General features: G+C 74.8%; 8 protein-coding genes. 1 reads left to right on the top strand and 7 read right to left on the bottom strand.

Annotation, left to right across the window (positions count from 1 at the left end; all coding sequences use genetic code 11):
• Positions 1-8: 8 nt before the first annotated feature.
• The 3 genes from LH044_RS19130 to LH044_RS19120 all read right to left on the bottom strand — a co-directional run bounded on the left by LH044_RS19130 (position 9) and on the right by LH044_RS19120 (position 5,075).
• Positions 9-2,837, bottom strand: coding sequence for a cation-translocating P-type ATPase (locus tag LH044_RS19130; RefSeq protein ID WP_227757235.1), 2,829 nt, complete (start codon positions 2,835-2,837; stop codon positions 9-11).
• Positions 2,838-2,941: 104 nt separating this feature from the next.
• Positions 2,942-4,129 carry a DUF4339 domain-containing protein gene (locus tag LH044_RS19125; RefSeq protein WP_227757234.1) on the bottom strand — a complete coding sequence of 396 codons (1,188 nt, stop codon included), beginning with the start codon at positions 4,127-4,129 and terminating at the stop codon, positions 2,942-2,944.
• An 85-nt stretch (positions 4,130-4,214) separates the two neighbouring features.
• The gene (locus LH044_RS19120) at positions 4,215-5,075 is read right to left on the bottom strand and encodes a CE1 family esterase (RefSeq protein WP_227757233.1); all 861 of its coding nucleotides are present in this window, start codon (positions 5,073-5,075) and stop codon (positions 4,215-4,217) included.
• A gap of 159 nt (positions 5,076-5,234) precedes the next feature.
• On the opposite strand from LH044_RS19120, the gene LH044_RS19115 reads away from it, so the two are divergent.
• Complete coding sequence (locus LH044_RS19115; RefSeq protein ID WP_227757232.1) at positions 5,235-6,944, top strand: hypothetical protein; 1,710 nt, start codon at positions 5,235-5,237, stop codon at positions 6,942-6,944.
• A gap of 15 nt (positions 6,945-6,959) precedes the next feature.
• Here the strand turns inward: LH044_RS19115 and LH044_RS19110 are convergent, their stop codons facing one another.
• From LH044_RS19110 to LH044_RS19095, 4 genes are all read right to left on the bottom strand, one after another.
• Complete coding sequence (locus tag LH044_RS19110; protein ID WP_227757231.1) at positions 6,960-8,543, bottom strand: sugar transferase; 1,584 nt, start codon at positions 8,541-8,543, stop codon at positions 6,960-6,962.
• A 399-nt stretch (positions 8,544-8,942) separates the two neighbouring features.
• Positions 8,943-10,253: a TetR family transcriptional regulator gene (locus LH044_RS19105; RefSeq protein WP_227757230.1), complete on the bottom strand. Its 1,311-nt coding sequence runs from the start codon at positions 10,251-10,253 to the stop codon at positions 8,943-8,945.
• Positions 10,250-11,542 carry a cytochrome P450 gene (locus tag LH044_RS19100; RefSeq protein WP_227757229.1) on the bottom strand — a complete coding sequence of 431 codons (1,293 nt, stop codon included), beginning with the start codon at positions 11,540-11,542 and terminating at the stop codon, positions 10,250-10,252. The genes LH044_RS19105 and LH044_RS19100 overlap by 4 nt, the downstream gene beginning before the upstream one ends.
• A gap of 77 nt (positions 11,543-11,619) precedes the next feature.
• On the bottom strand, positions 11,620-13,944 hold the full coding sequence (locus LH044_RS19095) for an MMPL family transporter (protein ID WP_227757228.1): 2,325 nt from the start codon (positions 13,942-13,944) through the stop codon (positions 11,620-11,622).
• Between the last annotated feature and the right edge of the window lie 47 nt (positions 13,945-13,991).

Below are 13,991 nucleotides of genomic sequence, written 5' to 3'. Positions count from 1 at the left end.
CCGTCCCGTCACGCGGCCGCCGGCACCGCGACCGGCGGCCGTGAGCGGCGGACCATCCAGAGGACGAAGGTCCGCAGCTCGGAGATGACGAGCAGCGGCAGCACGCTCAGCACGCAGACCAGCCACTCCTGTCCCGACAGCGAGGTCGTGCCGAAGACGTTCTGCAGGAACGGCACGACCACGACGAGGACCTGGGCGATCACGACGCCCGACACCGCGAGCCAGAACGTGCGGTTGGTGAGGCTGAACCGGTTGAACACCGACAGGTCGCCCGACCGCACGATGAGCGCGTTGACCATCTGCAGGAACACGAACGACGTGAAGGCCATCGTGAAGCCCGGGTCGTCCTCGGGGCTCGTGGCGGGCGACGCGTCGGTCCAGCCGACCAGGATCGCCATGATGGTGACGGTCATGATCGCCGCCGTGAACAGGATCGGGACGAGGCGGGCGCCCGACAGGATCCGCTCCTCCCCGTCGCGGGGCTCCCGGTCCATCACGCCGGGCCGGGGCGGGTCCATGCCGAGGCTCATCGCCGGCGGACCGTCGGCGAGGATGTTCACGAACAGGATCTGGATGGGGTTGAACGGCGCCGGGTAGCCCGCCAGCCGCGCCGTGAGGATCGTGCCGATCGCCGCGACGTTGGTGGTCAGCTGGAACCGGACGAAGGTGACGATGTTCTCGTAGATCGCCCGACCGCGCTCGACCGCCTTCACGATCGTGGCGAAGTTGTCGTCGGTCAGGATCATGTCCCCGGCTTCCTTGGTGACCTCGGTGCCGGTGATGCCCATGGCCACGCCGATCTCGGCCTGCTTGAGCGACGGTGCGTCGTTGACGCCGTCACCGGTCATCGCGACGACCTCGCCGTTCGACTGCAGGGCCTTCACCACGCGGACCTTGTGCTCGGGCGAGACCCGGGCGCAGACGCCGATCTCCTCGATGCGCTCCGCGAGCTCCTCGTCGCTCATGTCGTTGAGCTCGGCGCCGGTGACCACGGAGCCGGGGATGCCGAGCTCGGCGGCGATCGCGCCGGCCGTCGTCGCGTGGTCGCCGGTGATCATCCGCACGCCGATGCCGGCGGCCGCGCACTCCGCCACCGCGACGACGGCCTCGGGCCGCGCCGGGTCGAGGATGCCGATCAGCGCCTCGAGCGTGAGGCCGTCGATCTCGGCCGACAGGTCCATCGTCCCGTCACCGTCGCCGACCGTGGGGTCAGCGTGGTGCTCGCCAAGCACCTTGGACGCCACGGCGAGCACCCGCAGGCCCTGGCGGCCGAGCTCGTCGTTGGCGGCCTGCGCGCGCTCACGACCCGCGGCGTCGAGCGGCTCGGTGCCGTCCGCGACGCGGGAGCGGTCGCACCGGCTGAGCACGACGTCGGGGGCGCCCTTGACCACGAGCAGCGAGCCCTCGTCGCCGAGCGGGTGCAGCGTCGCCATGTACTTCACCGCGGAGTCGAACGGCACCTCGTCGAGCCGCGGGGCGTCGGCGCGCAGCGCCTCGGGGTCGAGCCCGACCTTGCGGGCCGCGACGACCAGGGCGCCCTCGGTCGGGTCGCCGACCAGCTGGGGCGAGCCGTCGTCGCCGGTCCTGATGTGCGCGTCGTTGCACAGCACGGCGGTCGTCAGCGCCCACCGCAGCGTGTCGTCGTCGGCCGAGCCCGCGCCGTCGGCGGCCCGCACCTCGCCCTCGTCGCCGTAGCCGAGGCCCTCGAACTCGTACGTGCGCCCGGCGGCGACCACCCTGGTCGCGGTCATCTGGTTCAGCGTGAGGGTGCCGGTCTTGTCGGAGCAGATCACGGTGGTCGAACCGAGCGTCTCGACCGACGCCAGGCGCTTCACGATCGCCCGTTCCTTCGCCATGCGCGACACGCCGATGGCGAGCGTCACCGTCACCACGGCGGGCAGGCCCTCGGGGATCGCCGCGACCGCGAGCGCCACGGCGCCGAGCACGGCCTCGCCGATCTCGTCGCCCTGCGACAGACCGACGAGGAACACGGCCAGGACCGCGATGCCGGCGATCAGCGCCAGCCGCTTGCCCAGCTTGTCGAGCTGCTGCTGCAGCGGCGTCTCCTGGTCGTCCGCGGCGCTGAGCAGGCCGGCCAGGCGGCCGACCTCGGTCTCCATGCCCGTGGCGGTGACGACCATCTCGGCCCGCCCCCGGGTGAGCGTCGTGTTCATGTAGCCGCAGTTGGCGCGCTCGGCGAGGGCGACCTCGTCGCCGTCGACCTCGATCACATCCGCGGTCTTGTCGACCGGCACGGACTCGCCGGTGAGCGTGGACTCGTCGACCGACAGGGAGCTGGCGACCAGGAAGCGGCCGTCGGCCGGGACCCGGTCGCCGGCCTCCATCAGCACGATGTCACCCGGCACGAGCTCGCGGGCGGGGACCTCGAGCACCGCGCCGTCGCGGCGGACGCGCACGATCACCTCGAGCATCTGCTGCAGCGCGGCGAGGGCGTCGTCGGCGCGCGACTCCTGCACGTAGCCGAGGACCGCGTTGATGAGGAGCACGATCGCGATCACGATCGGGTCCTTGAGGTCGCCGACCGCCGCCGACACGACGGCGGCGCCGATCAGGATGAAGACCAGCAGGTCGTTGAACTGATCGACGAAGCGCAGCCACGCCGGTCGCCGGGGCGCCTCCGCCAGCTCGTTGGTGCCGTAGCGCTCGACGCGCTCGGCCACCTCGGCGGCGCTGAGGCCGACCGACGGGTCGACCCCGAGGCGCTCGGCCACGGCGTGCCCGGAGATCCGGTACCACTGGGGCGCCGGCCCGGCGGGATCGGCCGTGGCGGCGGCGGTGCGGTGGGTGGGCTCGTCGGGGCGGGGCTCGGCGGGCATGGTCGCAGGAACCTACCCGAGCGCGGCGGCCGCCGGGACGCGGCCCGGCCCCGGCGCGGTGCGCCGGGGCCGGGACGGAGGGCGTGTGGTGGGCGGGCCCGGGATCAGCGGAGGCGATCGCTCACGATCGACACCGTGGCGCCCACGTCGCGGAGCAGGCGCACGGCGTCCACCTCGAGGTCCTCGCGGACGTAGTCCTCCAGCGGCAGCAGCAGCGACACCGTCGACGTCGCCTGGCCGCTCCACTCGTCGGACACGATCACGACCTCGCCGTGCCCGCCGGTGCCGCTCTCGAGCGCGCCCGAGTAGCTGGCGGACTGGAACCGCACGGTCAGCGGCACGTGACCGGCCCGCACGGCGGCGGGGTCGTCGCCCTTGATGCGGCCCACCGTGATCGACAGCTGCTCACCGCTCTCGCCGTCGAAGCGGAGCTCGTGGTTGGTCTCGCCGGCGGTGCGGTCGGTCGAGGTGAAGCCCTGCGACTCGGCGCCCGACACGACGGCGTCGACGAAGGCCCTGTCGATCGCCTGCACCCGGTCGCCGGCCTCGGCGCGGCGCGTGGAGCGGTCGACCAGCCCGGCGAACAGCGACCGGTGCTCGTCGGTGACGGACGAGGAGCGGACGACCTCGGGGGTCACGACCTCGGCCTCGACGATGTCGGCCTGGGGGTCGACGACCGGGGCGGCGCCGACGGGCGTGGACGTGTCGGTCACGGTCCACCCGGCCGGGACCTGGGTGCCCGTCGCGGACGAGCCGTCGGGGACCTCGTTGACGATCTCCGCGACGTCGGCCGGTGCCTCGACGGGCTGCACCTGGGGGCTGACCGGGGCGACGGCCTCGGGCGCCGGCGACTGGTCGGCCGTGACCGGCGCCTGCACGCCGGTGTCGTAGGAGTAGTCCTGGCCGGGGGCGGACTGGACGGCCTCGCCCGCGCCGTACGAGGTCGTCTCGTACTGGCCGGCCTCGTAGGACTGCGGCTGGGGCTGCTGCGGCTGGTACGACTCGTAGCCGGTCGTCTGCTCGTACTGCCCGGGGGCCGGGGCGGGCGGAGCGGCGGGGGCGGCCGGCGCCGCGTAGCCGCCGCGTCGGCGGGCCAGCTCGGCGGCGACGCCGGGGTGGCCGCTCATCGTGGTCCACTCGGCGAGCCCGGGCCACCAGACCGGGGTGGCGTCGTGCAGCCGGCCGGCGACGACCTCGCCGATCAGCAGGTCCAACGTGTACGGCCCGCGCTGGTCGTTCGGTCCGACGACGACGTAGGCCTGCGGCTGGTCGAGGGGCGGGAGATCGCTCATCCGGTCAGCCTGCCACAGCCCGTGGCAGGACCGACGCGAGTCGGGACGGGAATTCGCGCCGGATCCACGGGTCCCGAGGGCGGGCTCAGCCGCCCGGTGCCGGCGCCCCCAGGCCCCACAGCTGGAGGATCTGGTCGGTGCCCTGGTAGCCGTCGACGATCGGGTAGGCGTGCGGCATCCCCGCGACGACGTCGAAGCGGACCGTGACGCCCTCGGCGCACGGAGCCCACAGCGTGGTGGTGACGGGGCCCGTCCGGCCGAGGCGCGGGGTCGGGCAGCCGAACGCGTTTGCGACGCCGCGGATCGACTCGCTCACCGGTTCGAGCGGCCCCAGCTCCGGCGCGGCGGAGGGGGTGTCGTAGAGCGGCACGATCGTGTCGGCCGAGCCGGAGATCTGGATGAAGGTCGTGGGCCGCGTCGGCGTGCAGCCGTCGACGTCGGTGCCCGCGATGGACGCCGCGGCCGCCAGCCGGACCTCGCCCTCGCAGAGGTACCGGTACGTCATCATGCCGCCGTTGGAGAAGCCGACCATGCGGACGGCGTCGCGATCGGCGCCCGTGCTGTCGACGACCTGGTCGATGAGCCGGTCCAGGTACGCGACGTCGTCGACCTCCCGGGCGGCCGCCTCGCCGCAGCACGTCCCCGCGTCCCAGCTGTGCTCCGAGCCCTCCCCGAACACCACGACCGTCCCCCGGTCGCGGGCGAGCTGCGCCCACCCGCCGATGGTCGCCATGTGCTCGGCGTCCTGCCCGAGCCCGTGGAGCACCACGACGAGCGGCGGGGCCGGCTCGGGGGTGTCGTCGCCGTCGTCGGCCACCGCCTCGGCGGTGACGAGCAGGGCCTGCCGGTCGCCGGGGCCCTTCACGTCGATCCACCGGGCGTCCACGCCCTCCACCCCGATGTCGACCGACGAGCTGCACGCCGCCGCGAGCGCCGCCAGGGCCACGACCGCCGCGAGGGCGGCGAGGCGCGGGCCCGAGCGGGGGCGCAGAGTTGGGGGGACTGGGCTCGGCACCGCCGGGAGCGTACTGAGCCGCCTGAGGCGGGTGCGGGCACCCGCCGACCGTGACGCCGGTCCGGGTCGTCGACCGGTGATACTGCACCCATGGTCCCGCACCGACGACCCGCATCGACGCGCTTCCTCCCCGTGCTCCTCGCGCTGGCGGGGCTCGTCCTGGTCGGCTGCTCGGGCGACGACGACACGGCGGGCACCACCACGACCACCACCGCGCCGACGACCACGACCGATCCCACGACGACGGCTCCGCCCGAGGGCAGCGACCGCCCGCTCCCGGTCGCGTGGGTGCGCCAGGTCGGCGGCGCCGGCGACGACGTGATCCGTGCGGTCGCGGGCCGCGACGACCTCGTGCTCGGCGTCGGGTCGACCACGGGCCTGCCGCCGGCCGGCGACCCCGCCGGGCGCACGCCGCCGGCGTCGGGCGCGACCGCGGCGCTGGTCGACGTGGTGGCGGCGGCCGACGGGCTGCCCGCCGCGACCGTCCAGTCGCCGCAGGAGCGCACCGCCTCGGCCGACGGCATCGGCAGCGGCGGGAGCCGCCCGGGCGACGGCGGCACCGGTGGGAGCGGCGGCACCGGTGGGAGCGACGACCGCGCCGGGACGAGCCTGTCCTTGGCGTGCGGGGCGACGCCCGCCGCGGCCGGCCGCCTCGGAGAGGGCGACGGCGCCACGTCGGGGACCGACGCCTGGTGCGCCCCGGTCGGATCGGACGGCGTGCTCGGCCCCGCGCAGCCGGTCGGCAGCGACATGGACGACGCCTTCGTCGGGGTGGCGGTGCACGCGACCGAGGACGGCTCGGGCAGCGGCTCGCTCGACGACGCGGCGTACGCCGTCGGCCGGGCGGTCGGCCTCTTCCCCGGGGCCAAGGACCCGACCGGCGGGTACCTCGGCGACGGCGACGCGCTGGTGGCGCGGCTCGACGCATCGGGCATCGTGCGCTGGGCGCGCCAGTTCGGCACCACCTCGTCGGACCGCGCCGATGCGGTGACGACGAGCGACGACGGCGACGCCATCGTCGCCGGGTCGACCGAGGGCCGCACCGACGGCGACGTCGGCGGCACGATCGGCGGTGAGGACGGCTGGGTCGCCCGGATGGACCCGAACGGGAACCTGCGGTGGCTGACCCAGTTCGGCTCGGCCGGCGACGACGCGGCACGGGCCGTCGGGCGCGGCGGGGATCCCCGCCGCGGCACCGAGGTCTTCGTGGCCGCCGGCCGCACCGACGGCGCGGTCGGCACGGCCGCGAACCTGGGCGGCGACGACGCGATGGTCGCCGCGTTCGACGCGTCCGGCCGGCAGCTCTGGTCCGTGCAGCTCGGCTCCACCGCCGACGACGAGGCGACCGGCGTCGTCGTCGACGGCTCGACGGTCTACGTGACGGGCACCGCCGCGGCCGAGATCGTGGGCGGCCAGCGCATCGCGCTCACGCCGACGCCGCCGGCGGACCAGGCGCCGGGCGAGGGCCCGTCCACCACCGGCCCGACGACCACCGGCCCGACGACCACCGGCCCGACGACGACCGCCCCGACGACGACGGCTCCGCCGACAGGCGGCGGCCAGGACGGCTTCCTCGCCGCCATCGACGTCGAGACCGGCACGCTGCGCTGGGTGGCGCAGTTCGGCTCGCCCGGCGACGAGGTCGTGACCGGCATGACCCGGACCGAGTCGGGCCTGCTCGTCGTGTCGGGATCGACCACCGGCCAGCTCGCCACGACGCCCCCGGGCGGCGGCACCGACGGGTTCATGGTCGCCTTCACGCCCCCCTCGGGCGGCGGTGGCGCCGCATCGATGGTCTGACCGTGGGCGGCGCGCTCAGCTGGCGCCGCGAGCGGTGAGGACCGCCGGCACCGTGCGGATGAGGATGCCGAGGTCGATCAGGATCGACCAGTTGTCGACGTAGAACAGGTCGAGCCGCTGGTACTCCTCGAACCCGGAGTCGCTGCGGCCGCTCACCTGCCACATGCCGGTGATGCCCGGCCGGACCCGCAGCCGCTCGTGCAGCTCCTGGCCCCACTCGGCCACCTCGCGGGGCAGCGCCGGCCGGGGCCCGATGAGGCTCATGTCGCCGCGGACGACGTTCCACAGCTGCGGTAGCTCGTCGATCGAGAGCTTGCGCAGGACGCGGCCGACCCGGGTGATGCGCGGGTCGTGGCGCATCTTGAACAGCGGGCCGTCGGACTCGTTCTGCTCGAGCAGCTCGGCGAGGCGCTCCTCCGCGTCGACGACCATCGTCCTGAGCTTGAGCACGAAGAACGGCTCGCCGTCGCGACCGACGCGCACCTGGCGGAACAGCACCGGGCCCGGCGACGTGACCTTGATCGCGATCGCCGCGACCAGGAGCAGCGGCGCCGTCAGGACCAGCGCCACCGTCGACAGGGCCGTGTCGAAGATGCGCTTGGCCACGGCGCGCCAGCCGAAGCGGCGGGCCGGCTCGAGGTACACGACGGGGTGGCGTCCGAGCGGGCGCACGGTCATGCGCTCGGGCGTGACGTCGCGCAGGCCGGAGGTCATCTCGACGTGGAGGCCGCCGTCGAGCAGCCCGCGGAGCAGGCGGTTCGACAGGCCGACCTCGAGGCTGGTCGTGGCCAGGATCACGCCCTGGGCGTCGAGCGAGTGGGCGAAGGCGACGGTGTCGGCCGTGCCGGCCAGGACCGGGAGGCCGTCGATCGAGCCCGTGGCGGTCGGATCGGTGGAGACGTAGCCGACGAGCCGGTAGCCGAGCGCCGGGTTCTCGAGCGCCAGCGCGAGGTCGAGCGCCTCGGCGTTGGTCCCGATGATCACGACGTCGCGGAGCGACCGGCCCGAGCGACGGCGGTGCACGAACCAGCGCCGGACCAGGAACCGCTCGAGCGTCACGCAGGCCAGCGCCACGACGAGGAACGCCGCGACCCACCCGTGGGCGAGCTCGGTGCCGGCGAGCCAGCCGACGAGCACCAGCGCCACGGTGCCGACGACGACCACGTGCACCACCCGGCGCAGCTCGTCCATCAGGCGGGTGAGGAACCGCGCGGCGTACATCTGCTGTCGGGCGAACAGGATCGGCCAGACCGGCAGGGTGAGCGCGGCGATGCGCAGGTGGTCGTCGACCTCCGACGTCGTCCAGCCCGCCCAGCTGCCGACGACCAGGGTCGTGATCGTGTAGGCGGCGAGGATCGTGACGACGTCCGCCGCGACCACGCCCGCCTTGAGCAGCACCATGCGGAGGGAGAGGTGCGACAGCACCGGGCCGCGCTCGTGGCCGGCGGGCACCGGGCGGGCCGCCGTCCGCGCCGGCAGCTCGGTGACGGTGGCGCGGCCGCCGGAGACGGCACGGCGGAGGTCCGCGGTTGCGTCCTCCGGCGGGTTCGTCTCCGAGTTGATGATGGCCACCCTGGTCGTCCCGGTCCTCGCTGCCACGTGGAGGGTCGACGAGACGGTGCACCCGTCGCCCCAGCAGGCTCCCGCCGACCGGTCGCACGAGGCGGTCGGGTGTCGGCGCGGAGCGTGCGTCCAATGTAACGACGGAGGTCCCGCGAACGATCTGGGCAGACGTGCCCGGGGACCACGATGGTCCGAACGGCCCATGGGCAGGCGGGAGCCACCCTCGACCGGCACGGGGCGGCCCGATCCGGCGCTCCGGGCCCATGGGGCCGCAACCGATCGGCGCGCGCCGGGTCCGGCGGATGGGGCCTCGCCGGACCCGGCGCGAGGACGTGATGGTCCCCCAGCCGTCGCCCGCCGACAACGGCCGAGGCCCGTCCGGGGCCGACCGGCGGGACGCGTGCCGGCCATTTCCCGCGCGGATGTACGGGATCCTCAGGAAGCCGGCGGCGGCACCAGGCGGAGCACGCGCCGGGACAGGGCGCTGACGGCCTCGGTCGTGCGGGCGGCCGCCTGCGCCAACGTCGTGTCGACGACCAGCACGGCCACCGCCGCCGCCTCCCGCTCGCCGAGCTCGGGGCGGGCGTCGGCGAGGAGCCCGGCCACCAGGGGGTCGAGCGGCACCAGGGAGCGCACGTCGGCCCCGTCGTCGACCCGGGCGGAGCGGGTCGCGGCGGCGGCCCGCTCCTGCACGAGCGCGACCGCCACCCACGGCTCGGCCTGGGCGCGGCGCGCCAGCTCCAGCACGAGGTCCGCCAGCGCGACGTCGGGCGACGCCGCGCGACGACGGGACGCCGCGTCGCCGAGCGCGTCGAGGTGGCGCGAGAACGAGACCGCGGCGACGACCCGGGGGTCGCCGAACGCCTCGACCACGTCCTCGAGCGCGACGTCGAGCTCCGACGCCGCCACGATCGACGCGAAGCCGACGTCCTCGAACCCGTCGGCGAACAGCGGCGCGGCGGCGCGGGCCACGGCCGCCAGGCCGACCACCCCCTCGCTCGCCGACGACCGGACCTGGTGCAGCTCGACGGCCACCTCCGACACCGACCGCGGCCGGCTCACCGGCACCGTGAGGGCCGTCGCCATCGCGACGACCGCGTCCGCGTACAGATCGGCGCGGATGGCGCCGTCGTGGCAGGTCTGCTGGACCCGGAGCCCCTCGGCCAGCGCACCGGTGACCCGTGCCAGGTCGGTGACCGTGAACGGCTCGACGAGCCGGCGGTCCGTGGTGTCCAGCATCGCCTGGAGCATCGCCTCGAACACGGGCCGGAACGAGCCCCAGAACTCGTCCCGCAGCCGCCGCCGCAGCTCGACCGCGTCGGGGCCGGTGCCGTGGGCGAGCGCGAGCACCCGCTGCAGCCGCCGGTCGTAGGCCAGCTCGTCGGGCGACTCGAGCGCGTCCCAGTTGAACTGGGCCGCGGCGCGCACGGCGGCGGCGAGCCCGTCCGATGCCAGCAGCGCAGCCCCCTCGGCCGCGGCGTCGATCGGTTCGACGGCGACGTCGAGCAGCAGCGAGTCGACCATCGCCGCGCCCAGGTCCCGCATCGTCGGGAAGTGGTACTGCACCCCACCGGCCGACACGCCCGCCGCGGCGGCGACCTGGCGGACCGACATCCCCCCGGTGAGCTGCGCGAGGTCGGCCTCGTCGAGCGCCGCCCACACCGCTTCGACGATGGCGGCCCGGGCCGACCGGCCCTTCGCCGTGTCGGGTCGCGGCCCGGCCCCGTCGTCGGCGGTCGGGCTCACGGCGCGACAGGCGCCCCGAGCGGTCGGAGCCGCACGGGCAGGTGGCGCACGCCCGTGTGCTTGTTGGAACGGGTCCACTCCGTCGGGCCGGCCCGCTCGGGCGGCGCCGACGCGTCGAGCAGCGCCTCGACGATCGAGGCGATCTCGAGCCGGGCGAGGCGGGCCCCCAGGCAGAAGTGGGAGCCGTGGCCGAACGCGACGTGGCGGTTCGGCGTGCGGCGGACGTCGAAGCGGTCGGGTTCCGCGAACTCCGCCTCGTCGCGGTTCGCCGACGACCACCACAGGGTCACCCGGTCGCCGGCGCGGATCAGCTGGTCGCCGACGCGCACGTCACGGGTGGCGGTCCGGCGGTTGTACGGGGTCGACGATGCGTGGCGCAGCATCTCCTCGACCGCCGCGGGCACGAGCGAGCGGTCCTCGCGCAGCGCCTCCCAGTCGTCGGGGCGGTCGGCCAGCTCGGCGACCCCCACCGCGATCGTGTTGCGGGTCGTCTCGGTGCCGGCCGCGACCAGGAGCGAGAACAGCAGCTGCACCTCGTCGTCGCGCAGGGGGCGGCGGCCGCCCGGCGCGTCGGCGTCGTCCACCTCGCCGTGCACCGCGAGCGACAGCAGGTCGGACCCGGGATCGGCGCGACGGCGCTCGATCAGGGCGCTGCCGTACTCGAACATCGCGCCGGCGGCGGCCGCCGCCCGGTCCGACGTGCCGCCGAGGTCGCGGTCGTCGTGGTCGAGCGTGGCGTCGGCCCACTCGATCAGCAGGCGGCGGTCCTCCTGCGGCACGCCGAGCAGCGACGCCGCGGCCTGCAGCGGGAGCTCGGCGGCGACGTCGACGAGCAGGTCGACCTCGCCGCGGTCGACGGCCGAGCGCACGATGGCCCGCGACCGGTCGCGGAGGTCGTCGGCCAGCGCGCGGACGGCACGGGGCGACAGCGCCGGCGTGAGCAGGGACCGGAACCGCTGGTGGTGCGGGTCGTCGGTCATGTTGAGCAGGACCCCGGTGTAGCCCTCGGGGAGGTCCTCGATCAGCGTGCCGCCGCCGTCGCGGCCCGGCCCGGTCCGGCTCGAGAAGGTCGCCCCGTCCGAGGCGGCGGCCACGACGTCGGCATAGCGGCTGAGCACCCAGAAGCCGTCGTCGCCCGGGACGTGCGGCGACGGCGGGTGGCACCACACGGGCCGCTCGGCGCGCAGCCGGGCGAACACCGCGTGCGGGAACCCCTGCTCGAACAGCGACAGGTCGCAGAGGTCGACGGCGCCGCCGTCGAGCTCGGCCGCGCTCGGCGTGGCGTCCACCCGGTCCCCCTCCGTCCGCTCCTCGATGCGCCGGACGCTACCGCCCGGGCGGACGGCCGGAGGGTCCCGGCGTGGGCTCAACCGACCCCGACCGGTTCGCGCGACCCGACCTCGTCCTCGGCGTCGCAGCCGTCCAGGGCGCCGATCCCGACGAGGTCGGTCGTGGGCTCCGGCTCGGGGACGTGCTCCGAGAAGCCGAACCGGTCGTGGATGCGCCGCATCCACCGCGGCGCCCACCAGTTGGCGTCACCGGCGAGCTTCATGAAGGCCGGCACCAGCGTCGCCCGGATGAGCGTGGCGTCCATGACGACCGCCAGTGCCAGACCCAGGCCGAAGAGCTTGATGAAGCTGATCCCGGACGTCGCGAACGCCAGGAACGTCACCGTCAGCAGGGCGGCGGCCGCCGTCACGATCCGACCGGAGCGCTCGAGCCCGACCGCGATCGCCTCGGTGTTGTCGCCGGTGCGGTCGTACTCCTCCTTGATGCGGGAGAGCAGGAAGACCTCGTAGTCCATCGACAGGCCGAAGGCGATGCAGAACATCAGGATCGGTGTCGTCGTGTCGGTCAGGCCCGTGGCGGTGAACCCGAGCACGCCCGACAGGTGGCCCTCCTGGAAGATCCAGACCATGGCGCCGAACGTCGCGCTCAGCGAGAGCATGTTGAGCACGATCGCCTTGAGCGGCACGAGCACCGAACCGAACATCAGGAACAGCAGCACGAACGTGGCGACGACGATGATCGCGATCGCCCACGGCAGCCGGGCCGCGATCGCCTCGGTCGAGTCGACGAACTCGGCCGAGCGCCCGCCGACGACCGCCGCGCCCGGCGCGTCGGTGGCCCGCACGGCGGCGACGAGCTCCTCGCCCTCGGCCGAGATCGGCACCAAGTCCGGGACGACGCTGATGCGCACGTCCGCGCCCGACCGGTAGCCCTCGAGCATCGGGTCGACCGGCGCGACCTGGGCGCCCTCGACGTAGCGACCGGTCGGCGCGTCCACCCGCTGGACGCCGTCGAGCTGCGACAGCGCCTCGGCGTAGGCCACCACCTGCGCGTCGCTCGGTCCGGCCGGATCGCTCCCCTCGACGACCACCGAGAACGCGTTCGCCTCCTCGGAGCTGAAGTCGTCCTGCAGGTGCTGGGTCGTCGTGCGAGCAGGGTCGCCCTCGGGCAGCACCCGCTCGTCGGGGACACCGAAGCGGACGCCGAGGAACGGCGCGCCGAGCAGCAGCAGGACGACCACGCCGACGACGGCCACGAGCACCGGCCGCCGCATCACGGCCTCGGCGTTGCGGCGCCAGAACCCGCTCGCCGGCGCGGCGGGCGGGCGCCGGAACAGGCGGAGGCCGTCGACGCGTCGCCCGAGGATCGCCAGCAGTGCCGGCAGCGCCACCACCGAGGTGACCGCCGCGACCAGCGTCACGCCGACGCCGGCGTAGGCGAACGACCGGAGGAAGTAGAGCGGGAACACGAGCAGCGCCGACAGCGAGACCGCGACCGTCAGCGCCGACACGGCGACCGTGCGACCAGCGGTCTCGACGGTGCGCACCACCGCGGCGCGGATCGCCCGGTGCTCGTCGGGCTGCCAGTGCGAGCGCGGGTGGCGGGCCAGCTCCTCGCGGAAGCGGCTCACGATGAAGAGCGAGTAGTCGATCGCCAGCCCCAGTCCCAGGGCGGTGACCAGGTTGATCGAGAACACCGACACGTCGGTGAACAGCGAGACCAGCCACAGCGTGAGGAACGTGCCCAGCACCGACACCGCACCCACGAGCAGCGGCAGGCCCGCCGCCACGAGGCCGCCGAACACGATGACGAGCAGGAGGAGGGTGATCGGCACCGCGATCGACTCGGCCCGGGACAGGTCGCCCTCGATGTTGCTCGACACCGCCGAGAACACCGGACCCCGCCCCGAGTAGCCGAGCTCGAGCGGACCCGCCTGGGTGCCCAGCTCCTCCTCCAGCCGCTCCGACGCCGCCATCACGTCGTCCTCGTCGCCGGCGAGGCGCGCCACGACGATCGCCGAGCCGCCGTCGGTCGACCGCAGGGGCGCGACCCGGCCCAGGCTCCAGTAGCTGACGACCTCGGCGACGTCGGGATCGTCCGCGAGCCGCTGCGTCAGCTGCTCGCCCGCCGCCGCCGCGCCCGGGGCGTCCACCGCGGGAGCGGTGCCGTCGCCGCCGGAAGCGGTGGCCAGGATCACGAAGTTGGGGGTGCCCGAGTCGAACCGCTCCTCCAGGAGCGCCTCGGCGCGGGTGGACTCGGCCGACGGGTCCTCGAACCCGCCGCCCGAGAGGCGGTCGAACACGCCGACGCCGAGCACCGCGGCGAGGACGAGGAACACGCCGGTGGCGGCGAGCACCGCCCGTGGGCGGCGGACGGACAGGTGGCCGAGCGATCGGAACATGGGCCCTCCCCGGGCTCGCTCACAGCTGTGCATTCACATCTGTTCAT

The organism is Dermatobacter hominis (assembly GCF_020715685.1).
Lineage (GTDB): Bacteria > Actinomycetota > Acidimicrobiia > Acidimicrobiales > Microtrichaceae > Dermatobacter > Dermatobacter hominis.
Note: the sequence above shows the minus strand (reverse complement) of the source record. Positions and strands in the feature narration are given on the sequence as shown.

Excerpts from the sequence above, each read along its gene's own strand:
- LH044_RS19115 (WP_227757232.1), top strand. The coding sequence starts at position 5,235 with ATGGTCCCGCACCGACGACCCGCATCGACGCGCTTCCTCCCCGTGCTC.
- LH044_RS19130 (WP_227757235.1), bottom strand. The coding sequence starts at position 2,837 with ATGCCCGCCGAGCCCCGCCCCGACGAGCCCACCCACCGCACCGCCGCC.
- LH044_RS19125 (WP_227757234.1), bottom strand. The coding sequence starts at position 4,129 with ATGAGCGATCTCCCGCCCCTCGACCAGCCGCAGGCCTACGTCGTCGTC.
- LH044_RS19095 (WP_227757228.1), bottom strand. The coding sequence starts at position 13,944 with ATGTTCCGATCGCTCGGCCACCTGTCCGTCCGCCGCCCACGGGCGGTG.